Annotated in this window: 24 protein-coding genes; 12 read left to right on the top strand and 12 right to left on the bottom strand. The window is 64.7% G+C overall.

Annotated features, from left to right (window positions below):
• Positions 1 to 17 precede the first annotated feature (17 nt).
• Positions 18 to 419 carry a c-type cytochrome gene (locus ACVMDN_RS40000; protein ID WP_057015128.1) on the bottom strand — a complete coding sequence of 134 codons (402 nt, stop codon included), beginning with the start codon at positions 417 to 419 and terminating at the stop codon, positions 18 to 20.
• Positions 420 to 611: 192 nt separating this feature from the next.
• Here ACVMDN_RS40000 and ACVMDN_RS39995 point away from each other — a divergent pair, with 192 nt between their 5' ends.
• Positions 612 to 1,421 carry a transporter gene (locus tag ACVMDN_RS39995; protein WP_076824774.1) on the top strand — a complete coding sequence of 270 codons (810 nt, stop codon included), beginning with the start codon at positions 612 to 614 and terminating at the stop codon, positions 1,419 to 1,421.
• Positions 1,422 to 1,512: 91 nt separating this feature from the next.
• Here the strand turns inward: ACVMDN_RS39995 and ACVMDN_RS39990 are convergent, their stop codons facing one another.
• The gene (locus ACVMDN_RS39990) at positions 1,513 to 2,802 is read right to left on the bottom strand and encodes an MFS transporter (protein ID WP_057015508.1); all 1,290 of its coding nucleotides are present in this window, start codon (positions 2,800 to 2,802) and stop codon (positions 1,513 to 1,515) included.
• 233 nt (positions 2,803 to 3,035) lie between these two features.
• Between ACVMDN_RS39990 and cyoA the strand changes: the two genes are divergently transcribed.
• The 7 genes from cyoA to ACVMDN_RS39955 are packed head-to-tail and all read left to right on the top strand — an operon-like array spanning position 3,036 to position 9,959.
• On the top strand, positions 3,036 to 4,202 hold the full coding sequence (gene cyoA / locus ACVMDN_RS39985; RefSeq protein WP_076824776.1) for a ubiquinol oxidase subunit II: 1,167 nt from the start codon (positions 3,036 to 3,038) through the stop codon (positions 4,200 to 4,202).
• A 10-nt stretch (positions 4,203 to 4,212) separates the two neighbouring features.
• Positions 4,213 to 6,216 carry a cytochrome o ubiquinol oxidase subunit I gene (cyoB, locus tag ACVMDN_RS39980; protein WP_057015510.1) on the top strand — a complete coding sequence of 668 codons (2,004 nt, stop codon included), beginning with the start codon at positions 4,213 to 4,215 and terminating at the stop codon, positions 6,214 to 6,216.
• Positions 6,213 to 6,845 (top strand): cytochrome o ubiquinol oxidase subunit III, encoded by a 633-nt coding sequence (gene cyoC, locus ACVMDN_RS39975; RefSeq protein WP_057015511.1) that lies wholly within the window; start codon positions 6,213 to 6,215, stop codon positions 6,843 to 6,845. The genes cyoB and cyoC overlap by 4 nt, the downstream gene beginning before the upstream one ends.
• Entirely contained in the window at positions 6,842 to 7,243 is a 402-nt protein-coding gene (gene cyoD, locus ACVMDN_RS39970; protein WP_076824778.1) for a cytochrome o ubiquinol oxidase subunit IV, read from the top strand. Before cyoC ends, cyoD begins: the two co-directional genes overlap by 4 nt.
• Positions 7,244 to 7,269: 26 nt before the next feature.
• Positions 7,270 to 8,076: an SURF1 family protein gene (locus ACVMDN_RS39965; protein WP_076824829.1), complete on the top strand. Its 807-nt coding sequence runs from the start codon at positions 7,270 to 7,272 to the stop codon at positions 8,074 to 8,076.
• The gene (locus ACVMDN_RS39960) at positions 8,048 to 9,433 is read left to right on the top strand and encodes an ATP-binding protein (protein WP_076824780.1); all 1,386 of its coding nucleotides are present in this window, start codon (positions 8,048 to 8,050) and stop codon (positions 9,431 to 9,433) included. The genes ACVMDN_RS39965 and ACVMDN_RS39960 overlap by 29 nt, the downstream gene beginning before the upstream one ends.
• Positions 9,423 to 9,959 carry a response regulator transcription factor gene (locus ACVMDN_RS39955; protein ID WP_057015515.1) on the top strand — a complete coding sequence of 179 codons (537 nt, stop codon included), beginning with the start codon at positions 9,423 to 9,425 and terminating at the stop codon, positions 9,957 to 9,959. The genes ACVMDN_RS39960 and ACVMDN_RS39955 overlap by 11 nt, the downstream gene beginning before the upstream one ends.
• A gap of 58 nt (positions 9,960 to 10,017) precedes the next feature.
• Here the strand turns inward: ACVMDN_RS39955 and ACVMDN_RS39950 are convergent, their stop codons facing one another.
• Positions 10,018 to 10,416, bottom strand: coding sequence for a nuclear transport factor 2 family protein (locus ACVMDN_RS39950; protein WP_057015516.1), 399 nt, complete (start codon positions 10,414 to 10,416; stop codon positions 10,018 to 10,020).
• A gap of 194 nt (positions 10,417 to 10,610) precedes the next feature.
• On the opposite strand from ACVMDN_RS39950, the gene ACVMDN_RS39945 reads away from it, so the two are divergent.
• Complete coding sequence (locus ACVMDN_RS39945; RefSeq protein ID WP_057015517.1) at positions 10,611 to 11,030, top strand: hypothetical protein; 420 nt, start codon at positions 10,611 to 10,613, stop codon at positions 11,028 to 11,030.
• Between the two features lie 335 nt (positions 11,031 to 11,365).
• Here ACVMDN_RS39945 and ACVMDN_RS39940 read toward each other — a convergent pair whose 3' ends face one another.
• The 6 genes from ACVMDN_RS39940 to ACVMDN_RS39915 form a co-directional block, all read right to left on the bottom strand.
• Complete coding sequence (locus ACVMDN_RS39940; RefSeq protein ID WP_141341017.1) at positions 11,366 to 11,920, bottom strand: hypothetical protein; 555 nt, start codon at positions 11,918 to 11,920, stop codon at positions 11,366 to 11,368.
• Between the two features lie 311 nt (positions 11,921 to 12,231).
• Positions 12,232 to 13,038 carry a CarD family transcriptional regulator gene (locus tag ACVMDN_RS39935; RefSeq protein WP_076824782.1) on the bottom strand — a complete coding sequence of 269 codons (807 nt, stop codon included), beginning with the start codon at positions 13,036 to 13,038 and terminating at the stop codon, positions 12,232 to 12,234.
• A 411-nt stretch (positions 13,039 to 13,449) separates the two neighbouring features.
• A complete protein-coding gene (gene fdxA / locus ACVMDN_RS39930; RefSeq protein WP_057015519.1) occupies positions 13,450 to 13,788 on the bottom strand; it encodes a ferredoxin FdxA in 339 nt (112 codons plus the stop codon).
• 136 nt (positions 13,789 to 13,924) lie between these two features.
• On the bottom strand, positions 13,925 to 14,209 hold the full coding sequence (locus ACVMDN_RS39925) for an RNA-binding S4 domain-containing protein (protein WP_076824784.1): 285 nt from the start codon (positions 14,207 to 14,209) through the stop codon (positions 13,925 to 13,927).
• 30 nt (positions 14,210 to 14,239) lie between these two features.
• Entirely contained in the window at positions 14,240 to 17,752 is a 3,513-nt protein-coding gene (locus tag ACVMDN_RS39920) for a helicase-related protein (protein WP_076824786.1), read from the bottom strand.
• A gap of 628 nt (positions 17,753 to 18,380) precedes the next feature.
• Complete coding sequence (locus tag ACVMDN_RS39915) at positions 18,381 to 19,211, bottom strand: DUF3108 domain-containing protein (protein WP_076824790.1); 831 nt, start codon at positions 19,209 to 19,211, stop codon at positions 18,381 to 18,383.
• Positions 19,212 to 19,565: 354 nt separating this feature from the next.
• Here ACVMDN_RS39915 and rpmB point away from each other — a divergent pair, with 354 nt between their 5' ends.
• Positions 19,566 to 19,874 (top strand): 50S ribosomal protein L28, encoded by a 309-nt coding sequence (gene rpmB / locus ACVMDN_RS39910; protein ID WP_028341882.1) that lies wholly within the window; start codon positions 19,566 to 19,568, stop codon positions 19,872 to 19,874.
• Between the two features lie 214 nt (positions 19,875 to 20,088).
• Here rpmB and ACVMDN_RS39905 read toward each other — a convergent pair whose 3' ends face one another.
• Positions 20,089 to 20,370, bottom strand: a complete 282-nt coding sequence (locus ACVMDN_RS39905) for a hypothetical protein (protein ID WP_141341019.1) — start codon at positions 20,368 to 20,370, stop codon at positions 20,089 to 20,091.
• Between the two features lie 379 nt (positions 20,371 to 20,749).
• Here ACVMDN_RS39905 and ACVMDN_RS39900 point away from each other — a divergent pair, with 379 nt between their 5' ends.
• Both ACVMDN_RS39900 and ACVMDN_RS39895 read left to right on the top strand, forming a co-directional pair.
• The gene (locus ACVMDN_RS39900) at positions 20,750 to 20,977 is read left to right on the top strand and encodes a hypothetical protein (protein WP_028336196.1); all 228 of its coding nucleotides are present in this window, start codon (positions 20,750 to 20,752) and stop codon (positions 20,975 to 20,977) included.
• A gap of 299 nt (positions 20,978 to 21,276) precedes the next feature.
• Complete coding sequence (locus ACVMDN_RS39895) at positions 21,277 to 22,482, top strand: ABC transporter substrate-binding protein (protein WP_076824792.1); 1,206 nt, start codon at positions 21,277 to 21,279, stop codon at positions 22,480 to 22,482.
• A 203-nt stretch (positions 22,483 to 22,685) separates the two neighbouring features.
• Here the strand turns inward: ACVMDN_RS39895 and ACVMDN_RS39890 are convergent, their stop codons facing one another.
• Both ACVMDN_RS39890 and ACVMDN_RS39885 read right to left on the bottom strand, forming a co-directional pair.
• Entirely contained in the window at positions 22,686 to 23,648 is a 963-nt protein-coding gene (locus ACVMDN_RS39890; protein ID WP_076824794.1) for an alpha/beta hydrolase, read from the bottom strand.
• A 29-nt stretch (positions 23,649 to 23,677) separates the two neighbouring features.
• Positions 23,678 to 25,453, bottom strand: a complete 1,776-nt coding sequence (locus ACVMDN_RS39885) for an NAD(P)-binding domain-containing protein (protein ID WP_076824796.1) — start codon at positions 25,451 to 25,453, stop codon at positions 23,678 to 23,680.
• Positions 25,454 to 25,519: the final 66 nt, after the last annotated feature.

Genomic DNA, 25,519 nt, shown 5'->3' with positions numbered 1-25,519 from the left:
GGACGACAGGCTACATTCTACTTCGCCTTCTCCTTGAGGAAGGCAATGATGTCGGCCCGATCCTTCGGGTCCTGAACCTCGTAGAACATCTTGGTGCCCGGAACCATCGTGTCCGGACCGGTGAGCCATTTGTCGAGATTCTCCTCGGTCCACACGATCTTCGAGTTCTTCAGCGCCGGCGAGTAGTCGTAGCCTGCGACGGAGCCGGCTAGGCGGCCGACGACACCCTTGTGCATCGGGCCGACGTCGTTCTTGTCGATCGAGTGGCAATCGCCGCAGCCCTGGTACAGCGTGGCGCCGCGCGCCGCATCTCCCGCGGCACGGGCGCTGTTCAGGGCGAGCAGAATCGCGATGGCCGCCATCGCGGCAATTTTGGCTTGCCGCGGCGCCAGCACGCCTGCGATCGAACGAATGCTCATTCCCGGGGCTCTCCTGTTTGCCACCACAACAGGAGCAGCCATGCCGCGATTCTATTCCCTGGAATGCCGCGCGCTCGCGCGACCGGCGACTGACGAAGATTTTTGAGCCAACCGGGAATTTCCCCGCGCGCCGCCGATCTCTATCGAAAGCTGCCACCTCCGCAGCGGCGCCGGGCTATTGGAGCATCCCCAGTGTTTCAGAATCGGTTCGGCGCCGTCGCTCGACTTGCCGAACTCGGGTGCGTGCTTGCTGCGCTCACACTCGCAGCAGCCACCGCCGCGCGCGCGGACGGCTGTCCCAAGCCGGGCGACGAAATCGCGACCGACCGGCCCGACGTCACCAATTCGAGTATCGTCGTGCCGGTCGGGAGCCTGCAGAACGAGAACGGCATCAACCTGACCGGCCGGAGCAGTGGCCGCAGCATCGACGGCAGCAACAGCCGCTGGCGGCTCGGGATTGCGCCCTGCCTCGAGGTGCTGATCGACCTACCGAGCTATGTCGGCACCGTGAAATCGCCCGGCGCGTCGGGCTTTTCCGACGTCGCGCCTGCCATCAAATGGCAGATCAGTCCGCTGCCGGGGAAGATCGACCTCTCGATCACGGCCGGCGTCGCGCTGCCGACGGGCGCTGCCGAAATCGCCGGTCGCGGCGCGCAGCCCTACATCCAGTTGCCGTGGTCATGGGAGTTGCATGACGGCTGGGGCGTCAGCGGCATGTTCACGGAATTCTTCCGCCCTGCCGAGCTGACCGGCCGGCACATGTCGGAAGCGACCTTCGTGATCGAGAAGAAGCTGACCGAGCGGATCAGTGTGTTCACCGAATATGTCGGCGACTATCCCGACGGTGCGCGGCCGACCCAGCTCATCAACTCCGGCGGCCTGTACCAGATCACGCCGACCCAGCAGGTCGACTTCCATGTCGCGTTCGGACTCAGCCGCAACTCGCCGAACTACATCGTCGGCCTGGGGTACTCGTTCCGCGTCGACGGATTGTTCCGCTAGCCCACCTCCCCTTGAAAAGGGGAGGTCGCTTTGCTCGCCAGAGCAAAGCGGGTGGGGAAACCTTCCCCCTTTCAGGGGGAAGGAGAAGAGTTCAACCCTCGGCTTCGCGCAATCCGCTCAGCCACAGCGCCAGCAGCGTCCACACCGCGCCCGACAACAGGTACGCACCGGCCGAGATCAAGCCGAAATGCGTCGCCAGCAGCAGCGCCGCGAGCGGCGCAAAGCCGGCACCGAACAGCCAGGCTAAATCCGAGGTCAGTGCCGAGGCCGTGTAGCGATAGTTGCGCGCGAAGCTCGAGGCGATCGCGCCCGACGACTGGCCGAACGACAGGCCGAGCAGCACGAAGCCGAGCACCATGTACACCGTTTCGCCAAACGCGCCGGCATCGAGCAGCTGCGGGGCAAAGCCGCTATAGACCGCGATCGCGACCGCAGACCCGAGCAGCAGCGGCTTGCGCCCGACGCGGTCGGCGATCATGCCGGAGGCGATGATCGCGACGACGCCGACCATGGCGCCGATCATCTCGATGATCAGGAAGCGCACCGGGCTTTCCTTGGTGAACAGGAACACCCAGGACAGCGGAAACACCGTGACCATGTGGAACAGCGCAAAGCTCGCCAGCGGCGCAAAGGCGCCGAGCAGGATGTTGCGGCCCTCCTGCGCGATGGTCTCGCCGACCCGCGCCGGCTCGAGATCGCGGCTTTCGAACAGCTCGGAATATTCATCCGTCGCCACCATGCGCAGCCGCGCGAACAGCGCCACCACGTTGATCGCGAACGCGACGAAGAACGGATAGCGCCAGCCCCAGTCGAAGAAATCATCCGCCGAGAGGTTGCCGGCGAAGAAGGCGAACAGCGCGCTGGCCACGATCAGCCCGAGCGGCGCGCCGAGCTGCGGCACCATCGCGTACCAGCCGCGGCGATGCGCCGGCGAATTCATCGCCAGCAGCGAGGCAAGGCCGTCCCAGGCGCCGCCCCAGGCGATACCCTGCAGCACGCGCGCGGCGGCCAACAGCCAGATCGCCGCGACGCCGATCGTGTCGTAGCCGGGCAGAAACGCGAGCGCCACCGTGGCGGTGCCGAGCAGGAACAGCGCGATGACGAGCTTGGCGCCCTTGCCGTGGCGGCGGTCGACCGCCATGAAGATGACGGTGCCGAGTGGCCGCGCGGCGAAGGCCAGCGCGAAGATGCCGAATGAATAGAGCGTGCCGGTCAGTTCATTGACGAACGGGAACACCAGCTTCGGGAACACGATGACCGAGGCGATCGCATAGACGAAGAAATCGAAGAATTCCGACGTGCGTCCGATGATGACGCCGATGGCGATTTCGCCGGGTTTCGCCTGCCCGTGACCTGATGCGGTCGGGGTGCCGTGAGCCATTGCTGGGGCTTGTGCCATCGCCGGAAAACCGTCCTTTGGAGCACGATCAAACCGGTTTTCCGAACAGACCGTGCTCAAACAAGAAGTGAGGCCACGGGCAGATTGCCACGCGGTCCACCTCACCTTCTGACCCTCCATCCCGCAGTGCAACATTGGACAAATTGTCCAATGTGAACTTTGCTGCATCGCAGCTACCCCTTGGCGGAACTCATAAAATTCAAGTGGGGTGAGCCGTGCGCGCCTTGAAATTATTGGCCTTATTGCCGTTCGCGGCGCTCCTTGGCGGGTGCGATTTCGTCGTCCTGGCGCCTGCCGGCGACATCGCCGTCCAGCAGCGCGACCTCGTCGTCATCTCGACCGTGCTGATGCTCATCATCGTGCTTCCGGTGATGGCGCTGACCGTGTTCTTCGCCTGGCGCTACCGCCAGTCCAACGCCGCGGCCCCCTATGAGCCGGAGTGGGATCACTCCACCCAGCTCGAGCTCGTGATCTGGTCGGCGCCGCTGCTGATCATCATTTGCCTCGGCGCGCTGACCTGGATGGGCACCCATCTGCTCGATCCCTACCGCTCGCTCGGCCGCATCGCCGCCGACAAGCCGATCGAGAGCAAGGACGCCCCGCTCAATGTCGAGGTCGTCGCGCTCGACTGGAAGTGGCTGTTCATCTACCCGGACTACGGCGTCGCCGCCGTCAACGAGCTCGCAGCTCCGGTCGACCGCCCGATCCGCTTCCGCATCACGGCGTCCTCCGTGATGAACTCGTTCTATATCCCCGCGCTTGCCGGCCAGATCTACGCCATGCCCGGCATGGAGACCAAGCTGCACGCGGTCGCCAACAAGGAAGGCACCTATCGCGGCTTCTCCGCCAACTACAGCGGCGCCGGCTTCTCCGGCATGCACTTCGACTTCAAGAGCCTGTCTGGCGCCGATTTCGACAAGTGGATCGCCACCGCCAAGACCAGCGCCAATATGCTCGGCCGCACCGACTATCTGCAGCTCGAGCGTCCGAGCCAGAACGATCCGGTCCGGCTCTACCGCTCGGTCGACCGCGATCTCTACAAGGCGGTCCTCAACATGTGCGTCGAACCCGGCAAGATGTGCATGAGCGAGATGATGGCGATCGACGCCAAGGGCGGCCTCGGCCGCGAAGGCTTCAACAACACGCTGCCGCTGACCTACGACAAATACGCCCGCCGCGGCGCGCCGCTCGGCTCCGAGCCGACCTTCGTCGCCGGCATCTGTTCGATGGACGAGATCAAGGACGCGCCGTCGCACGAGATCACCGCGCCGCTCGACCTGACGCCGCTGCGCGGCTTCGGGCTGAAGCGCCCGCCGTTCTCGCCCGCGCACCCCTCGTCGACATCCTTGCTGCTCGGTCAGCGTCCGAAATCAGAGTCCTGAGGAGGACCGCATGAATCCCGATCTCGTCAAGATGATCTTCGGCCGCCTCAATCTGGAGGCGCTGCCGATCCACGAGCCGATTCTGGTCGGCACCTTCGCGGTGGTGGCGACCGGCGGCCTCGCGCTGTTTGCGATCGTCACCTATTTCCGGCTCTGGACCTATCTGTGGCGCGAGTGGTTCACCACCGTGGACCACAAGCGCATCGGCATCATGTACATGATCCTCGGCATCGTGATGCTGCTGCGCGGCTTCGCGGACGCGCTGATGATGCGGCTGCAGCAGGCGATCGCCTTTGGCGGCTCCGACGGTTACCTCCCGGCCCATCACTACGACCAGATCTTCACCGCACACGGCGTGATCATGATCTTCTTCGTGGCGATGCCGCTGGTCACCGGCCTGATGAACTATGTGGTGCCGCTGCAGATCGGTGCTCGCGACGTCTCCTTCCCGTTCCTCAACAATTTCAGCTTCTGGATGACGGTCGGCGGCGCCGTGCTGGTGATGATGTCGCTGTTCGTCGGCGAATTCGCCCGCACCGGCTGGCTCGCCTACCCGCCGCTGTCGAACATCGGCTACAGTCCCGATGTCGGCGTCGACTATTACATATGGGGACTACAGGTCGCCGGCGTCGGCACGACGCTATCGGGCATCAACCTGATCTGCACCATCGTCAAGCTGCGCGCGCCGGGCATGACGATGATGAAGATGCCGGTGTTCACCTGGACCTCGCTCTGCACCAACGTCCTGATCGTCGCCTCCTTCCCGGTGCTGACGGCGGTGCTGGCGCTGCTGTCGCTCGACCGTTACGTCGGCACCAACTTCTTCACGAACGACTTCGGCGGCAACCCGATGATGTACGTGAACCTGATCTGGATCTGGGGCCACCCCGAGGTCTACATCCTGGTGCTGCCGGCGTTCGGTATCTTCTCCGAGGTGACCGCGACATTCTCCGGCAAGCGGCTGTTCGGCTACACCTCGATGGTCTACGCCACCGTCGTCATCACCATCCTGTCCTACCTGGTCTGGCTGCACCACTTCTTCACGATGGGCTCCGGCGCCAGCGTGAACTCGTTCTTCGGCATCACCACCATGATCATCTCGATCCCGACGGGCGCGAAGATGTTCAACTGGCTGTTCACGATGTATCGCGGCCGCATCCGCTTCGAGCTGCCGATGATGTGGACGGTGGCATTCATGCTGACCTTCGTGATCGGCGGCATGACCGGCGTGCTGCTGGCGGTGCCGCCGGCCGATTTCGTGCTGCATAACAGCCTGTTCCTGATCGCGCATTTCCACAACGTGATCATCGGCGGCGTGCTGTTCGGCCTGTTCGCCGGCATCAACTACTGGTTCCCGAAGGCGTTCGGCTTCAGGCTCGATCCGTTCTGGGGCAAGCTGTCGTTCTGGTTCTGGGTCTCGGGCTTCTACTTCGCCTTCATGCCGCTCTATGTGCTCGGCCTGATGGGCGTGACCCGAAGGCTCCGCGTGTTCGACGACCCCTCCTTGCAGATCTGGTTCATCATCGCGGGCTTCGGCGCGTTCCTGATCCTGCTCGGCATCGTCGCGATGCTGGTGCAGTTCGCGGTCAGCATTCTGCGCCGCGAGCAGCTGAAGGACACCACCGGCGATCCCTGGAACGCGCGGACGCTGGAATGGGCGACCTCGTCGCCGCCGCCGGACTACAACTTCGCCTTCACGCCCGTGGTCTACGACAACGACGCCTGGTGGGACATGAAGCGCCGCGGCTACAGGCGCCCGCTGACCGGCTTCAAGCCGATCCACATGCCCTCCAACACCGGCACCGGCATCATCCTCGCCGGACTTGCGACGGTGATGGGGTTCGGCCTGATCTGGTACATCTGGTGGCTCGCCGCCGTCAGCTTCGTTGCGCTGCTCGCGGTCGCGATCGGCCACACCTTCAACTATCACCGCGACTTCCACATCCAGGCGGATGAGGTGGTGCGGACTGAAGACGCGCGGACACGCGTGCTCGCCGCGGGAGCCCAGACATGAGCGTAGCAACAACCGTCTCCACCCAGGACTCCGAGCCGATCTTTCACGTTGTGGACGAGCACGATCATCCGGAAGGCGCCAGCACCATGCTGGGCTTCTGGATCTACCTGATGAGCGATTGCCTCATCTTCGCGATGCTGTTTGCGACCTATGGCGTGCTCGGCGGCAACTATGCCGCTGGCCCATCGCCGAAGGACCTGTTCGACCTCAAGCTGGTCGCGCTCAACACCACGATGCTGCTGCTCTCCTCGATCACCTATGGCTTCGCCATGCTGACGATGGAGAAATCGAGGATCGGCGCGACGCAAGCCTGGCTCGCCATCACCGGGCTGTTCGGCCTCGCCTTCCTCGGCATCGAGCTCACCGAGTTCGCGCATATGATCCACGAGGGCGCGACGCCCCAGCGCAGCGCCTTCCTGTCGTCATTCTTCACCCTGGTCGGCACCCACGGCCTGCACGTCACCTTCGGCCTCGTCTGGCTGGTGACGCTGATGGTGCAGACCGCGCGCTTCGGCCTCATCGAAGCCAACCGGCGCCGGCTGATGTGCCTCTCGATGTTCTGGCACTTCCTCGACGTGGTCTGGATCGGCGTCTTCACTTTCGTCTATCTCCTGGGAATGCTGCGATGACAACAAAAGCTCACGCCAAAGCTCATACGCTCGAAGCCAATGCCAGCCACGGACATGGCGATCACGGCGGCGCGGCTCACGGCTCGCTGCAGAGCTATCTGATCGGCTTCGGTCTCTCCGTCGTCCTTACTGCGGTGCCGTTCTGGCTGGTGATGACCGGCGCCATCGCCGACAAGCAGGTCACCGCGCTGATCGTGCTGGTGCTCGCCGCGGTGCAAATCGTCGTGCACATGGTGTACTTCCTGCACATGAACACGCGGTCCGAGAACGGCTGGACCATGATGGCGATGATCTTCACCGTCGTCATGGTGGTGATCGCGCTGACCGGCTCGCTGTGGGTCATGCATCATCTCAACATCAACATGATGCCGCTGCACGACATGAGCCAGATGCCGTGACGATGCGGTCTGCCAGACCCTCGCTGTTGCTGCTCACGCTCGGCATGCTGGGCGTGGTGCTGCTGAGCGCGCTCGGTATCTGGCAGATCGAACGCCGGACCTGGAAGCTGGCGCTGATCGAGCGGGTCGAGCAGCGCATGCATGCCGCGCCGGTCGCGCCGCCGCCCCCATCGTCATGGCCGGCGGTCACGGCCGCGAGCGATGAATACCGCCGCGTCACCCTACGCGGCACGTTCCTCAACGCCGACGAAACGCTGGTGCAGGCCGTCACGGCCGAAGGTCCCGGCTTCTGGGTACTGACCCCGCTGCAAGCCGCCGACGGAACCACCGTGCTGGTCAACCGCGGCTTTGTTCCCGCTGATAAGCGCGATCCCGCGACACGGCGCGATGGCGAGCCGCAGGGCGCCGTCAGCGTCACCGGACTGCTGCGGATGTCGGAGCCGAAGGGCGGCTTCCTGCGCAGCAACGATGCTTCGGCCGGCCGCTGGTATTCCCGCGACGTTGCCGCCATCGCCGCCGCGCACGGACTGTCGCATGTAGCCCCCTTCTTCATCGACGCCGATGCGACGCCAAATCCGGGCGGCTACCCAATCGGCGGGCTCACTATCGTGCGGTTTCCGAACAACCACCTGATTTACGCGCTGACATGGTTCGCACTGGCCCTTATGCTGGCGGGCGCGCTCCTGCGCGTCATCAGCGGCAGGAGCCGCGCCGGCGCCTCCGATCCAAGGTGGGGTTCACGGCGCGCCGCCGTGCGCCGCTTGATCGGCGCAGCCCGCAATCTGTCTCGCGACACAGGCCCAGATGCTCGAGCGCACATCGGATCTGCATGACGACAAGGCCGCGACCGGCGCGGCGGCAACGCCGTCCGCCGCGGGCGCGGCCGCCGGCATGCCGTTCGACCTCGCAGCGCCCGCCGACATCGCGACCAATCGCAAGAACATGGCCCTCCTGGTCCAGCTGCGCTGGATCGCCGTGATCGGCCAGATCGCCACCATCGGCTTCGTGCAGTTCTGGATGGGCGTCGCGCTGCCGCTGCTGCCCTTGGCGGCCGTGATCTCCGGGCTGGTGGCGCTCAATGTCGTCAGCCTGCTGTGGCTGCGCTACCGCGCCGACATCAACAACCGCGAGCTGCTGGTCGCGCTGGCGCTCGACGTCGCGGCGCTGACCGCCCTGCTCTATCTCAGCGGCGGCGCCACCAACCCGTTCACCTCGCTCTATCTGCTGCAGGTGACGCTTGGCGCGGTGCTGCTCGATGCGCCCTCGACCTGGTCGCTGGTGGCGCTGGTCTGCATGAACTTCGCCTGGCTGACCAGCTATTACCGGCCGCTGGAGCTGCCGCAGCAAGGCTTCGCCGATGCCTTCAACCTCTATATCGCCGGCACCTTCATCGGCCTCGTGCTCGACGCCGTGCTGCTCGTGGTGTTCATGACCCGGATCAACCGCAATCTGCGCGATCGCGACCTGCGCCTCGCGGCGCTGCGCCAGCACGCCGCCGAGCAGGATCACATCGTCCGGATCGGCCTCCTGGCCTCCGGCGCCGCGCATGAGCTCGGCACGCCGCTCGCCTCGCTCTCGGTCATCCTGGGCGACTGGCGCCGGATGCCCGCGCTCGCCTCCGACCCTGAAATGTCGCAGGACCTCGGCGAGATGGAGATCTCGGTGCAGCGCTGCAAGTCGATCGTGACGGGCATCCTGCTCTCGGCGGGCGAAGCCCGCGGCGAAGGCTCCTCGCCGACCACGGTCACGGCGTTCCTGACGGCATTGGTGGAGGAATGGCGGACGACGCGGCCGTCGGCCACGCTGTATTTCCGCAATGCCTGCGGCGCTGATCTCGCGATCGTATCCGACATCGCGCTCAAGCAGGCGATCTTCAACGTGCTCGACAACGCCGCCGAGGTGTCGCGCGACTGGATCGAGCTGACCGCCGAGCGCAATGCCGACACGCTGGTGCTGTCGGTGACCGATCGCGGCCCGGGCTTCTCGCGCGAGATGCTGGCGCATATCGGCAAGCCGTATCAATCGACCAAGGGCAGCCCCGGCAGCGGCCTCGGCCTGTTCCTCGTGGTCAACGTGGTGCGCAAGCTGGGCGGCGTGGTGACGGCGCGCAACCGGCCGGACATCGGCGCCGCGGTCAGGCTCGAGCTGCCGCTTTCGACGCTCGCGATCGGAGACCATCTTGACGGATGAACGCCAGCTCCTGATCGTCGAGGACGATGCGGGTTTCGCCCGCACGTTGAAGCGCTCGTTCGAGCGCCGCGGCTATGATGTGGCGGTGTCGGCCTCGCTCGACGAGGTCCGCCAGCTGCTCGAGCAGCAATCGCCCGGCTATGCGGTGGTCGACCTGAAGCTCGCCGGCGGTGCATCGGGCCTTGCCTGCGTCGAGGCGTTGCACACGCATGATCCTGAGATGCTGATCGTCGTGCTGACCGGCTTTGCCAGCATCGCGACGGCGGTCGAGGCGATCAAGCTCGGCGCCTGCCACTATCTGGCCAAGCCGTCAAACACCGACGACATCGAGGCCGCGTTCCTTAAAGCGCAGGGCAATGCCGCCATCGAGGTCGGTGCGCGGCCGACGTCGATCAAGACGCTGGAATGGGAGCGCATCCACCAGACCCTGATGGAGACCGACTTCAACATCTCGGAAGCCGCCCGCCGACTCGGCATGCACCGCCGGACATTGGCGCGCAAGCTCGAGAAGCAGCGGGTGAAGTAGGCGATAGAGGCGGATGACGCCGACGACATCCGCGCATGCGCGCCTGCCTCTTGCTTTGTCACGACATCGCGGCAACATCCGCCGCAGTGTCAATGTACTCCTGAAAGCGGACCGCCTTCCCGTCACGGTACTTGAAAACGTGGGCCCATTCGTTCGTTACAGTCTTGCCTGTTTTCTTTGCCCGCGCCGTGAGTGTACCCAGGACCACGACGGTGTCGCCCTGCTCAATCATCTCACGCGGCGCGAACTCGCTGAATTCCAGATTCTCGCCAACCTGGACGAAGAAGTTTGCAATCTGCTGCTTTCCCTTGAAGGTCCCGGCCCAAGGCAGTTTGTCCTGGGGACCCGGGGTTATCCACGTGCAGTCGTCATCGATCAGATCCCTCATGAGCGTCGGAATGTCACCACGTTGAAAGGCCTCATAACCCTTCCTGGTTGCCTCAACATTGGATGTCATCGAATTTCTCCTCGCTGCAAATTGATGGGGTCAGTTTAATGTCGATCAAATAACGGCAGGGCGGTCAGCATAGCACGCCGCGCTCCGGTTGCCGTCGTCATCCATGAAGCAAGACAAGACGATACTGGTCAGGATCGTTTACGTAGCTTCGAGCGTCATTGCGGCTCGCTTCGCTGCCAGTGTAGAGCGACGGCATGAGTAATGCCGACAAGCTCTTCCAACCCGACCCTGACAATGCCGACCATGCGGCCATGATCGCGGCGGCGATCCGCTGCATCGACGATTTCACCGACCGCTTCAACGCTCGCGATCTCGCCGGCATGGACGCGCTGCTGCACTTCCCGCACGTCATCCTATCCGGCGAGCAGCTCGTGATCTGGGATGGCCCGGGCCAGCTGCCGCCGTCGTTCTTCAACGATCTGGCGCGCACCACGGGATGGACGAAGAGCACCTATCAGCGCAAGGAGCCGGTGCTGGTCGGGCCGCGCAAGGTGCATCTGCTGGTCGAATACAGCCGCGACCGCGCCGACGGATCGATTGCCAGCCGTCACCGCAATCTATGGATCGTGACCTCCGAGAACCGCCGCTGGGGCATCAAGCAGCGCTCGTATTGAGCACGCGGCGCGGCAGCATCAACGGCGTAGCCGACGGGCTACCGCCGAGCCAGGAAGACCCCCAGCAAGAATGCAACGGCAAGCGATTGAAGCGGAGCCGCCCTGGTCGCTTCACTCAAGTGATGCAGCCACCGATCTTGTTGCGGCAAAGGTTCGAATACGCCGCGCTCAGCCATCTGACGGATCGCCTCTGACGCCTGCTCTATGCGTTGTTCAGGACTGGCAGTTGAAGCAATGGAGTTTTCGTTAGCCATCAGACGAACGGGCCTTCTGTATCAGCACTGACGTCCCTCGATTGCGGACTGTTCCTCGGCTCCTTCACTAAAGCGATGCGCTCAGTCATTCCTGAAGAAATTCGCGAACGGACGCGGCGGGGAGTCATCGTCTTCAGACGCCATGATCGGCACTTCGTGGCGTCGCGCCTGCTCCAAGAGCACCGGAGCTTCGCGGCGTTGCTCGCCTTGTTCGATGCGCCGCTGTTGACGCCTCGCCTGCTCGGTCGCGACGCGCTTCGCCTTGCGTTCGGCGTAGCGCTTACGCCGCTCCTTTTCTGCAATGTCAGATTTTCTCGTGTCCACCACGTCCGCCTGCTGCTCGACAGGCGCTTGTACGTCCTTGACCGGCTCCAGTGGCGGCTGCGGCGGTGAGGCTGCGTCTGGCGTGGCGGGCTCTCGTTGGGTGGCAGGCTGCGGTGGCTGCGCAGCTTCTGCCGTGGATGGCAGGATAACGCGCGCTGGTTCCGCGGGCGCTGGCGAAGAGACACGCGCGGGGGCGCCGGCAGAATCCTTAAGCGCCGAATTCGCCATGAACAGTCCACCACCGAACCCAGCGCCTAGGATAATAAAAGTTGTTCCAACGCCTGCGAAAAAAATGCCTGCCTTTGATGTCATGGTCCGCTCTCCTCACTGGCGAGCGAACGCGCGAAAGTTACCGGCGTTCCGTTTCGGGATAAGTCGGCAACGTGTGCCGCTGGTCCAAGAGTCCAGCGGCGCGGACAGTTTGGAATATCGATCTGCCCGGGCGAAGATCGCGGTCGAGGGGCTGCAACTTGCGGAGAGCCTGCACCCTCACCCGGATTGCATTTGCCATGCAATCCGACCTCTCCCACAAGGGGAGAGGTAAGCGTGCCCCACGGACACGCCGCCAAAGCAAAAAGCCCGGTCTTGCGACCGGGCTTTTGTTTTCAATCCGTCGAACCCTTTCAGGCGGCTTCGTCCTCGACGGCGGTATCGTCGCCATCGGTATCGGCATCCTCGCCGTCGGCATCACCCTCGCCTTCACCCTCGGCTTCTGCCTTGGCGCCGCGGCGCGGGCTCTTGGCGAGCTGGCCTTCGATCTCCTTGATCGCCTCGGTCTCGGTCGAGTGCTGCACGACCGCGATCTCGCGCGACAGGCGGTCGAGCGCCGCTTCATAGAGCTGGCGTTCGCTATAGGACTGCTCGGGCTGCGATTCCGAACGATAGAGGTCGCGGACCACCTCGGCGATCGCGACGATGTCGCCCGAGTTGATCTTCGCTTCGTATTCCTGGGCGCGGCGCGACCACATGGTGCGCTTGACGCGGGCACGGCCCTTCAGCGTCTCCAGCGCCTTCTTGACCAGCGCCGGCTCCGACAGCTTGCGCATGCCGACATTGGCGACCTTCGCCGTCGGGACGCGCAGCGTCATCTTGTCCTTCATGAAATTGATCACGAACAACTCGAGCTTGGCGCCCGCGATCTCCTGCTCCTCGATCGCCAGGATCTGGCCGACGCCGTGAGCGGGATAGACCACGAATTCATTGGCCTTGAAGCCCTGACGCTGCGTCACGACCTTCTTCGGCTCCTCGATGCGCGGCGCGGCGGCCGGCTTGGCGGCAGCCTTCGGAGCAGCGGCGGGGACGGCAGCCTTCGGGGCGGCCGGCTTCGGCGCAGCAGCCGTCTTGGTCGCGGCAGGCTTGGGGGCGGCCTTGGCAGCAGCGGGCTTCGCAGCTGCCGCTTTCGCGGCAGTCTTGGCAGTCTTTTCTGGCATCACGCTTCTTTTGTTCTTTGAGGACTTTGCAGCCGCCGCCTTCTTGGCCCCCTTCACGGACGCCTTGGCACGGCCCTTGGTTGCGCTGCGAGCAACGACAGCGGCTTTTTTCGTCGTCTTTGAAGCACTCTTTTTACGCGTTTTCTGTGACACAGCCTGCGCGCGGAAACTGCCACGCCCCTGTTCGAGTTTGCGGGAACCTCGAAGCCACAAGGTACGCATGGCAGGGGGTTCTTGGCCTGTAATGTGTCAGATATAGCACATTTTCCGCAAAAATCAATGGTTTACGCCCGATTCCGGGCATAACAGGGGCCGTTCAGGTCATATGTCCGTCATTAGGGTTAAATCGGCGGCCGAACGGAGGGCCGCGGCGGACCAGAGTCCGACCTTACCACGGTATTCCCTGGCGAATCAGTCGCCGCTGCCGGGATTCGGAGAAAAATATTTATCGAACTTGCCTTCCTTGCCTTCCCACTCCTTGGCGTCTTCCGGCGAGTCCTTCTTCTGGGTGATGTTCGGCCAGCTCTTGGCGTAGTCGCGGTTGACCTCGAGCCACTTTTCCAGGCCCGGCTCGGTGTCCGGCTTGATGGCGTCCGCCGGGCATTCCGGCTCGCACACGCCGCAATCGATGCATTCGTCGGGATGGATGACCAGCATGTTCTCGCCCTCGTAGAAGCAATCGACGGGGCAGACCTCGACGCAGTCGGTATATTTGCACTTGATGCAGGCTTCAGTGACGACGTAGGTCATCCAAAACTCCGGAACGATCGATTTTTCTGGGGTTGCGTAGCGCAGGAATACCGGGGCCGCAAGGGAAGCGGCCCTCGAAAAACGCCCGTATTCTCACGCTCCTGCCACCCAAATTGAGATAGCAAGCGCTAGATAACTACTCCTTACCGGCCTGCAAATTGCCAGCCTGCAAATCCTCGTACAGCACCCGCGCCGAGCTGGCATCGCCGCGCCGCTCGGCAAAGCCGATCACCTTGAGCACGCGGACGCTGTTGTCGAGCGCGACGGTGACGACGTCGCCCGCCTTCACCGCATGGCCCGGCGATTTCTCACGCGCGCCGTTGATCCGGACATGCCCCGATACGACGAGTTCAGCGGCACTGGTGCGGGCCTTCACCAGGCGCGCATGCCACAGCCATTTGTCGAGGCGCTGTCGATCCAAACTAGACCAAGCGTTAAACCAAGGGTTGGACTATTCCTTCCGGCCTGCGAGCTGCTCTTTCAGGGCAGCGAGCTTGGCGAATGGCGAATTCGGATCGATCGGCCGGTCGCGCTCGCGCGGCGCGCTCGAGGCGTAGGGCCGATGCGACGGGCCGCCCTCGCGCTTGTCGCGGCCGCCCTTGCCGAAATCGCGGCCGCCGCGGTCACGATCGCCGCGCTCGCCCTTGCGGTCGCCGCCAAACTTGTTGTCGCGGCGACGCTCATTGTCGCGATCGCGACCCTTGCCTTCGAAGCGTTCGCGGCGCTGGCCCTTGTCGTCCCTGTTGTCGCGGGCCTGCGCGCCCTCGGCGGGCGCCGCAGCCGGATCCGCGGGCGCGCCTGGACGCGGCGCGCGGAAATCCTGGTGACGGCGCGGACGGCGATGCTGTTCGCGCTTGCTGTCGCCCTCGCCGCCGCCTTCAGCGGCCTGCGCGCCCTCGGCGGGCTTGCCCTGGTGACGGCCGCGGTTGCGATCGTGGCCGCGATGATGCGGACGGCGCTCGTCGGAGCGGCCGCCGGGACGCCAGACTTCGACCAGCTGCGGCTCGGCCGGCGTCTCCGCGGCGGCGGCTTCAGCCGGTGCTGCCTCGGCACTCGCGGTCTCCGCGGCCGCCTCAGTGGCGGTCTCGGAGGGTGTCTCTGCAGTGGCTTCCACGGCAGGCGCGGGCTCGGATACTTCCGAAGCGGGCGCCTCAGCAGCGGGCTCTTCGGCGACCGCGGCGGGCTCCGCGGCAACTTCTGCCACGGGCTCGGGCTTGGTCTCGACGACGACCGGCGTAGCCTCGCTGGACACCACCTCGGCAAAGCCGACATCGGGCAGCAGCGCGGCCGACGGTGCGGGATCGCCCGACACCGGCTGATCCGGGGCAGCCTCGGGCGCTTCGGCCACAACCTCGGCGGTGGCACCGACCGGCGCATCCACGGCGGCCTCGACCGTCGGCGTCTCGGCGGCGACCGTCTCGGTGGTCCCGGCCACGGTCTCCGTGGTCTCGGCGACGGCCTCGGTGGCCTCGGCCGGCGCGGCCTCGACGGGCTTCGGCAGCAGCGGCGGACGGCGGTCCATGCGGTAGCCGAGCGCGCGCAGGATCGAGGCAAAATCCTCGCCTGCGGAGCCGGTCAGCGAGGTCATCGCCTGCGTCACGACAAAGCCGCGGCCGTCGAACGCACCCGCAGGCTTCTCGCCCGGCGAGGTCTCGCGCCAGGCCAAAGCGGGGCGGATCAGGTCGGCGAGCCGCTCCAGGATGTCGACGCGCACCGCGCGCTCGCCGCACTGGCGATAGCCGAGTACGCGATAGGCATCGCGCGGCAACGCCTTGTCGACCGGGAACGAGGTGCGGCCGCTGGAGGCGAGATGCTGCACATTCGACAATGCTGCCATGTCGGCATTGCTCTGCTTCTCGGCCCACAGCAGCGAGGCCAGCGAGCGCGCCGCGGGCTTCAAGAGCTGCGGGAAATAGATGTGGTAGGCGCCGAACCGCACGCCGTATTTGCGCAGGGCCGCGCGCGAGGGCTGGTCGAGATCCTTCATCTCGGCCGCGATCTTCGCGCGTTCGAGCACGCCGAGCGCCTCGACCAGCTGGAAGGCGATGCCGCGGGCGATACCCTGCAGGTCCTCGGCCTTGGACAGTTCGAACAGCGGCCCGAGCAGCTTTTCAATATGCGTCTTGAGCCAGAGGTCGAGCCGGGTCTGCACCGCTTCGCGCGAGGCGCCGGTCAGCCGCTCGTCGGAGATGATGCGCAGCCGCGGATGCAGCGCGTCCTCGGCGGCCACCAGCTTGGCGACCGCATCGCCGGTCCAGCGGATGGTGCCGTCGGAGGTCAGCACGAACTGCTCGTCGGGGGCGGCGCCCAGCTTCTCGGCGCGCGCATCGATCTCGCGCGCCAGCACCTGCTGGGCGGCGGCTTGCAGCGCCTTGGCGTCGCTGCCGGCCTCGGCCGCATCAGGTGCGAAGGTGAAACCATCGAGCCGGCCGATCACGTGGCCTTCCACGATCACTTCACCGGTCTTGCCAATTTCCGTATTCAAAACTGAGTTCTCCCGCAGGCGGCGCATCAATACACTGGTCCGCCTGTCAACGAAACGCTCCGTGAGCCGTTCATGCAGCGCATCGGATAATTTATTTTCGAGCTCGCGCGTGATCCCCTGCCAGTGGTCCGGGTCGTAGAGCCAGTCCGGCCGGTTGGCAACAAAGGTCCAGGTCCTGATCTGCGCGATCCGGCCCGATAGCGTGTCGATATCGCCGTCGGTCCGGTTGGCCTGGTCGACCTGGGCGGCAAACCATGCGTCAGGGATACGCCCCTTTTGCATCAGGAAGCCATACAGCGTGGTCACGAGTTCGGCATGGGCGGCCGGCGACAGCTTCCGGTAGTCCGGAACCTGGCAGGCCTCCCACAGCCGCTCCACCGCGGCCGCCCCATGCGCGAGATTGCGCACCTCGGCGTCGCGCGCAACATGCTCGAGCACGCGCAGGTCCTCGGCCACCGGGGCCCGCGTCAGTGCCTCATGATTGGGCGACAGCGCCAGCGACACCTGCAACGCGCCGAGCGAGGCGAAGTCCAACTTCGCGTTGCGCCATTGCAGCACCTTGACGGCATCGAAGGTGTGGTTCTGCAGCGCGTTGACGAGCTCCGGCTCGAACGGCGCGCAGCGGCCGGTGGTGCCGAAGGTGCCGTTGCGCGTCGCGCGGCCGGCGCGGCCCGCGATCTGCGCGAATTCGGCCGGCGTCAGGCGGCGGAACTGGTAGCCGTCATACTTGCGGTCGGAAGCGAAGGCGACGTGATCGACGTCGAGATTGAGCCCCATGCCGACCGCGTCGGTGGCGACGAGATAATCGACGTCGCCGTTCTGGAACATCGCGACCTGGGCATTGCGCGTGCGTGGTGAGAGCGAGCCCAGCACCACGGCCGCGCCGCCATGCTGGCGGCGGATCAATTCGGCGATCGCGTAGACTTCGTCGGCGGAGAACGCGACGATTGCCGTTCTGCGCGGCTGCCGCGTGATCTTGCGGTCGCCGGCGAATTCGAGCTGCGACAAACGGGGCCGCGTGACGATGGAAGCGCCCGGCAGCAGCCGCTCGATCATCGGCCGCATTGTCGCAGCGCCCAGCAGCAGCGTCTCGTCGCGGCCGCGGCGATTGAGGATGCGATCGGTGAACACATGCCCACGCTCGAGATCGGCTGCGATCTGGATCTCGTCGACCGCGAGGAACGAGACATCGAGATCGCGCGGCATCGCTTCCACGGTCGAGACCCAGAAGCGCGGCGCCTTCGGCTTGATCTTCTCCTCGCCGGTGACCAGCGCGACGTTGTCGACGCCGGCGCGATCGACGATCTTGTTGTAGACCTCGCGCGCCAGCAGCCGCAGCGGCAGCCCGATCAGGCCCGACGAATGCGCCAGCATGCGCTCGATGGCCAGATGCGTCTTGCCGGTGTTGGTCGGCCCGAGCACCGCGGTGACGCCTGCACCGGGCACGCGGTCATTTCCGAACGAAGTTGAGAAAACCATATTTTGCAGGTGTTTCTTGAATTGTTGGGGCGCTCTCTGATCCGTCATCCCCGGTACGACGGCGAATTCGCCGTTGTACCTATGAGCAGCGCGTCAGCGCGTCTCGAAGGATGCACGGCCGAGATCGACCCGTTTGCGGCGATCTTGATGAGACAGCAGGGCCGTCGCCCTTCGAGAGGGCCGCTGCACGGCCTCCTCAGGGTGACGGTGAGGGATTGACGCTCTGGTCTTCACTCCTTCACGCGTCCTTTTCACAAAATCTGTCTCATAATGCGACGCTTTCCGCGCCTACCTTAAGCTCTGGAACGACTCTAGAACGAATCGCGGCCGAATCGCTGACTCGATTCCGGGCTCGAAACGTTCACCGCAACATCTCGGGCAGGCTGACGGCGGCGGCACTAGATCAAGTTTGAAGGGGCTCCACAAGCACAGGATATGCGGACTGAATTCCTTAAGTTCCAGGGGTGGCCGAGTCGAATCAGAAGCGGACAAGAGTCAACTGGATTCCGGTGACATTTGTTGTTGGTCCGCGCCTACCTCTGTCTGTCATTCCGGGGCGCGCGTAGCACGAACCCGGAATCTCGAGATTCCGGGTCGCGCTACGCGCGCCCCGGAATGACGGTGCGACTTACTGCGTCTTCGCCACGCGCGGCGGCGCGGCTGTGGTGACGAACGAGGTGGCTTCCAGCATGGCCTGGCCGAGCGGGGTCGGGATCGTCATGCGGAACGGCACCAGCAGGCGGGTGCCGGCGATCGGCACGAAGGCGATCTCGATGTTGCGCTGGGCGGCGAGATATTTGATCACCGGGCGATCCGGGATGTAGCCCGAGATCGGCACGAAATAGAGCGCGCAGACCAGCGCCGGGCCATGATAGCCGCGCTCGGCCTTGACGATCTCGACCCGCTTGAAATCGAGCTTGAGGTCGTAGCGCATGCGGCCGTCGAAGATGCCGGCGCCGCTGCGGCAGATATCCGGGCTCATCAATTCGGCATTGCCGGGCGCGCGCAGGAACGAGCCGGTCATCGGATCGAACACGTTCTTCTTCTGCGCATCGGTCACCGGCAGGCGGTCGGGATCGACCGGCGGCTCCGGCTCGATCGCGGATTCCTTGATGCCGCCATTGGCCAGCACCATCCGGATCGTCTCCGACTTCTTCGAGGTGGTGGTGGTCGCGGTGTAGGAGGTGGCGGCCAGCGCGCCGTTGACGACGCGGCCCTGCGAGGCGCCCGCGCCAGAGCCGCCGGAAAACGCTTTCAGAAGGCCCGCGGTGCCGCCCTGGGCCGAGGCCGAGAAGCTGTCGTCGCCGACTTCGATGGTCCAGCTGCCCTTGCCGACCGGGATACCGGCCAGGGTCGCCTCATACTGGGCGTCGAGCCGCCCCTGCGCGCTGGCGCGCTCGGCGCAGAACAGCAGCAATGCGCCCGCGCACAGGCCGAGCAGCCGGCCGAGCGGGGGCAAAATGGCAATGGCGGTGGTCACTTAACCTACCTGACGGTCCTGCTATCGGCGCTCTATCCATTGTCCATTTCGGCGTTCAATTCGGCCGGACAACAAGGCGCATCTTGTATGGAACCTAGACTTGCAGCCGAATACGCCCTTTATATGGTTGCCATATCCGCCGTTAAGTGGCTGGAAGACCTTATGAACCGGCAATTCCGGTGCCCCGCATGCGGCGATATAATCTTGACGCCCGGGTATTCTCCCCCTATACACCCGCGGTTCCTGGAAAATGGACGCGAATTCAAAACCCCCGCGCGGGCCGTGTGATTGCACGCCCTTCGAGCGGCGGGGATGCAATAAGGATTTTGTAAGATGTCCCGGCGCTGCGAACTGACGGCCAAGGGCCCCCAGACGGGCCACAAGGTGAGCCACTCGAACATCAAGACCAAGCGGCGCTTCCTGCCGAACCTGGCCAACATCACCTTCATCTCCGAAGCGCTCGGCCGCAACGTGCGCCTGCGCGTCTCGACCAACGCGCTGAAGAGCGTCGACCACAATGGCGGCCTCGACGCCTATCTGCTCAAGGCCAAGGCCGACGTGCTCTCGCCCCGCGCCCTCGACCTGAAGCGCGCGATCGAGAAGAAGGTCGGCAAGCCGGCACCGGTGAAGAAGGCGAGCTGAGCGAGACTGCGGGAGCGGAATTCGCGGGAAGAGAGATTTGAACGGCCGGGTCGGATGACCCGGCCGTTTTTGCTTGGCCAACAAACTGGCTACCGAGATGGTCGCTCTGGTTGCATGCGTCGCACATTCATGCGTGAACGCTGGACCAATTTCGGAAGGGGACACGCGGGCTCTCGTGTCAAGCGACGCATCAGTGCATTTCGTCGACTTGGTATCAAAGCAATAGAATTGAAATGAGACCGCGATCGAGGCCCGACGGCGAAGTGGAATCTTCTTTGCGCAATGACGACCGAAGTAAAATCATCCATTGCTCTGCGTAAGGAGAGATGGATTGCTTCGTCGCTTCGCCAAGGCTTCGGCGGACAAGTCGTCGCTTCGCTTCTCGCAATGACGGCGTCACCATGGGTTGCGACAGTTCGCTGACAGCTGCTGCCAATGACAGCGGTGTCATCTCCTCCATCACGCGCACATCACACGAATCTTCTGCTTGATCCATCGAGAGCGCGTGAAGAAACGCTTAACGCGCGCGCCCCGACCCACAAAGAAAGCCTATAAATAAAGGCAAAAGCGGCTTCTCGCGTGGGCTTGTCGCGCCGCAGCCTTGGCGAAGGCGGACGTTAATCACAACCTCACGCGATCAATCACGAGCGCATGAGGCGCATGCAAAACGCCACGATCTCTTCCAGATATTAGTGTGCAAACAAGCCGTCCGACACGAATGCGATTCGACGCGGTACGCCGCATCGTCTCGAAGACCGTGAGAGACATCACGGCCAGCACAACTGATTGTGAGGCATGTGCGCCGCACTCTTGGGAAGAAGCCTGGCCGTTCCTATGTCACGTCCAAAGAACGACCCCGATAAAGGAATTGCTCGATGCAAGTTCGCGCAGCCGATCCGCGCGGAAGACTGGTGCCTGCGATTGCAACCGCCGCCGTGGCGGTGCTCGCCACGGCCGCCCTCGTCATCCTCGAATTCAACCCGCCCCGCAATGTGCAGGCCGCGGCCGAGCCCGGCATGATCACCTCTGCCGCCGCCAGCAGAGCCGGCGCCACCGTGCTGCCGACCGATCCGGTCACGACCGGCAGCGTGCGGGTGCGCTGAGGCGCGACTCTCTCATCATCGTCGTCCCGGCCGAGTGCGCAATTGCGCACGGGGGCCAGGACCCATTATCACTAAAGTTTGCCGTTACGCGGAATGTTGCCCCAGCGTCGCTCCAAATAAGCAGTTGGGGTAATGGGTCCGGGCCTTCGCCGCGACGACGCAGGTGGTTACACCGTGCCGCTATAGCACCAGCCGCATTTTCGCATCCCTGCCCCGGCGTCTCACCACAAGCCCAACGTGCGGCCGCTCACGTAAGCTCTCCCTCGCGAACAAAACAAAAAGCCACAGGGAGGCTCACGATGATCTGGAAGGCCGTCACGGCAGCCGTCGCGCTTGCGCTCGCGACGCAGGTACACGCCGCCGAGAAGAAATATGGCACGGGCGCCAGCGACACCGAGATCAAGCTCGGACAGACCTCGCCATTCTCCGGCGCGGCATCGGCCTACAGCGTGATCGCGAAGACGCAGGCCGCCTACTTCAGGATGATCAACGACCAGGGCGGCGTGAACGGGCGCAAGATCAACCTGATCACGCTCGACGACGGCTACTCGCCGCCGAAGACGGTGGAGCAGACCCGCAAGCTCGTCGAGCAGGAGGAGGTCGCCGCGATCCTCAATCCGCTGGGCACGCCGACCGGCCTGGCCGTGCGCAAATATCTCAACGACAAGAAGGTGCCGCAGCTGTTCGTCGGCGCCGGCGCCACGTTGTGGGGCGACTACGCGCATTATCCGTGGACGATCGGCTTCCAGCCGTCGTACCAGGCCGAGACCGCGGTCTACGCCAAGTATGTCCTGACCAACAAGCCGGACGCCAAGATCGCGCTGTTCTACCAGAACGACGACGCCGGCAAGGACTACGGCAACGGCTTCAAGAAGGGGCTCGGGCCGGAGAACACCGCGAAGATGGTGGTGGCGGAAACGACCTATGAATCGACCGATCCGACGGTCGACAGCCAGATCGTGAAGCTGAAATCATCCGGCGCCAACGTGCTGTTCATGCACGCGATCCCCAAGCAGGCGGCGCAGGCGATCAAGAAGATCGGCGAGATCGGCTGGAAGCCCGACCTGTTCTTCCTCGCGGCGACCTCGACCTCGGTGTCCTCGGTGCTGAAGCCGGCCGGCTTCGAATATTCCAGGGACATCATCTCGTCCTACTCGCTGAAGGATCCGAACGATCCGCAGTGGAAGTCGGATCCGGACGTGATCGCGTGGCAGGACTTCATGAAGAAGTATTTTCCGGACGGCAATCTGCAGGACCAGCTGATCGTCTACGGCTATGTGGTGGCGGAGGCGACGGTGCAGGTGCTGAAGCAGTGCGGCGACGACCTCACCCATGAGAACATCATGAAGCAGGCCGCCAATCTCGACGTCGCGCTGCCGATGTTCCTGCCCGGCATCAAGGTGAAGACCTCGCCGACCGACTACTTCCCGGTCGAAGCGATGCGGCTGCAGAAGTTCAACGGCGAGACCTGGCAGTTGTTCGGCGACACGATCGGGAATGATTGAGGGGTTGTTGAACGCAAATCCATCCACGTCGTCGTCCCGGCGAAGGCCGGGACCCATTGCCCCGACTGGATGGAGTGGCACGACGTTGGGGCCGCAGCCCGCCGCAACAACAGGCTGCGGTGGTTATGGGTCCCGGCTCGCGCTTCGCTTGGCCGGGACGACGGGAGGTTAGACCGCCCTACAAAGGCCGGGACGACGGGAGCTTAGACGCCCCGCTCCAGCAACGCCCGAAAATCCGCCCGCGCGCGCTGCGCCTCGGCGCGTGCGGCCTCCGACGCGTCGCCGAGACCAAAATAGCCGTGAATCAGCCCCTCGCCGGAATGATAGGTCACCGGCACGCCGGCCGCCTGCAACGCCTCGGCGTAGGCATGGCCCTCGTCGCGCAGCGGGTCGAACCAGGCTGTGGTGACCACCGCCGGTGCCACACCCGCAAGGCTCTTCGCGCGCAGCGGCGAGACGCGCCAGTCGGCGCCCTCAGCCTTGTCGGCGAGATAGTGCCCGCAGAACCACTGCATCGTCGCCCGCGTCAGGAAGTAGCCGTCCGCATTCTCGGCGCGTGACGGAAACTTGGCGTTCTCGGCCGCGTCGGCAAAATTGCCGACCACGTCGGTGACGGGATAGACCAACAATTGCCCGGCGAGCCTGATCCCGGCGTCGCGGCAGGCCAGCGCGGTGGCGGCGGCGAGATTGCCGCCGGCGGAATCGCCGGCGACGCCGACGCGGGCGAGATCGCCGCCGAATTCATCGATCCGCGCGACCACGTCGCGGATCGCGGCGAACGCATCCTCGAACGCGCCGGGAAAGCGGGTTTCCGGCGGGCGGCGGTAATCGACCGAGATCACGACAGCGCCGGTGTCGATCACGAGGTTGCGGGCCTGGCGATCATGCGTCTCAAGATCGCCGGCGACCCAGCCGCCGCCGTGGAAGAAGATCACGGTCGGCGCCGTGCCGCGGCCGTTGCGATAGAGCCGCGCGCCGAGCTTGCCGGCGGCGCCAGCGACCTCGATATCGCGTGCCACGTCGACCGGCGGCGGCGGCACCGCCTTGCGCGCCTCCGCCAACGCCCGGAGCGAATCGCGACAGCTCTGCGGCGTCATGGTTTCGGGATCGCGCAGCGGCAGCAGCGGGATGATCTTCTCAATGACGGGATCGAGCGGAAGCGGCATGGGAGTCCTTCAGTGCGAGTGCGCGGAGTTCAGGTGAGTTGCTTGGAAAGCGTGCCGGCCTCGATCGCTGCGATCTGCAGCGCGATGAAGCGGCTGTAGATGCGGGCCTGCGAGAACGCGCCGCCGGCGAACCAAAGGCCGGGCTGCGGCGTGCGTGTCCACATGTTGCGCAGCTCTTGCGTCGCATCGTCAAAGCCCCAGACCCGGCCGACGCGCTCGGCGACGTCCTCGCCGAACAATCTGCCGACCAGATGGTCCGGGCCCTTGTAGCCGGTAGCGAGCACGAACAGCTCGGCGCCGAGCGATGTGCCGTCCTTCAGCGCAAGACCGGTGGCGGTGATATCAGCGATGTCGGCGGCCTGGATCAGGCGAATCTTGCCGTCGGCGATCAGCTCGGAGCAGCCGACATTGAAGTAATAGCCGCCGCCGCGGGAGCGGAACTTCAGCGGCCAGCCGGTGCCGTCCTCGCCGAACTCGAGCTGGAAGCCGGCGCGCTCCAGCCGCGACAGCAACGACGCATCGAGCCGCTTGACCTCGTCGGTGATGATCCTGTGCGCGATCTTCATCACCGGCAGCGGCACGCCGGAATTGAGGATGTCGCGCACCTCGATCGCCGGTCCGTCGCCGAGATAGGTCTTGTCGTAGAGCTGCGCGGGCTCGACATTGACTACCATGGTCGGGCTGCGCTGCACCATGGTGACGTCGGCGCCGGCGGCGTGCAGCTCCTGGCAGATGTCATGCGCGCTGGTGCCGGTGCCAAACACGACGACCGAACGCCCCGCCCATTCGCGCCCGGCCGCGAAGGCGCTGGAGTGCAGCACCTTCCCCTCGAAATTCCCGATGCCGTCGATCCTGGGAATGTTCGGCGTGCCGCTGACGCTGGTCGCGAGCACGATGTGCTTCGGATGCAGCGTGCGCGGGCCGCTGGTCCCTTGCAGCGTCACGGTCCAGCGCTGCGTCGTATCGTCATAGCGCGCGCCCTCGAACGAGGTCTCGGTCCAGAAGTCGAGCTCCATGATGTCGACATAGCTCTCCAGCCAGTTCGCGATCTTGTCCTTCGGGATGTAGTCCGGAAAGCTCGGCGGGAACGGGAGGTAGCGAAACAGATTGACCGGCGTCTTGTTGTGCAGCTTGAGCCCGCGATAGCGCAGCCGCCAATTGTCGCCGATGCGCCGCTCGCGATCGACGATCAGGGCATCGAGCCCGATCCGCTTGCACTCGACCGCGGCCGCGATGCCGGCATGGCCGCCGCCGACGATCAGCACATCGGGCTCGCGGTCGGCATAGGCGCGCGAGGCCTGCCGCTGCTCCAGCCAGTCGGGTGCGGCGAAATCGCGCGCATGGGATTGCTCGGCGGCGCCATCGGCGCGCGCCTCGCAGATGCGGTTGAAGTCGAGCATCGTGGAGAACGTCCACGCCACGGAATTTCCGCCCCTCTCATGCAGCAGGCGGACCGCACCGGTGCCGGGACCATTCGACGTGTCGAAGGTGAAGACCGCCTCGATCGTCTCGCGTCCGGCCACCACGGCCCGCCGCGGTATCAAGGCACGGTCATCGAGACGAAATCCGCTCGCGCCGACCGCTTCAGCGCGCGTCAGCAGTTCGGCAACGACGCGCTGCCGCCCGCTGAAGGTCGCAAATTGCCAGGAGATGCCGAAGATATTGCGCCAGTGGCTCTCCGGCGCAAGCAATGCGGATAGAGCCTCCATGGAGCGGCTCGCGAGCGCCGCATCCAGCGCGCCGATCCATCGCTCGGCGGCAAGTTCAGGCGCATCCTCCGTAGCCGGGTTCAGTTTGTCCAGCATGATCGTGCTTTCTCGGGAGCAGTTGCCGTCTATCTGACAACATGCTCCCGAAAAGCACAACCATCA

It is taken from the genome of Bradyrhizobium sp. USDA 4510 (assembly GCF_054059095.1).
The sequence above is the reverse complement of the archived record's forward strand: the minus strand, read 5'-3'. Positions and strand labels throughout refer to the sequence as shown.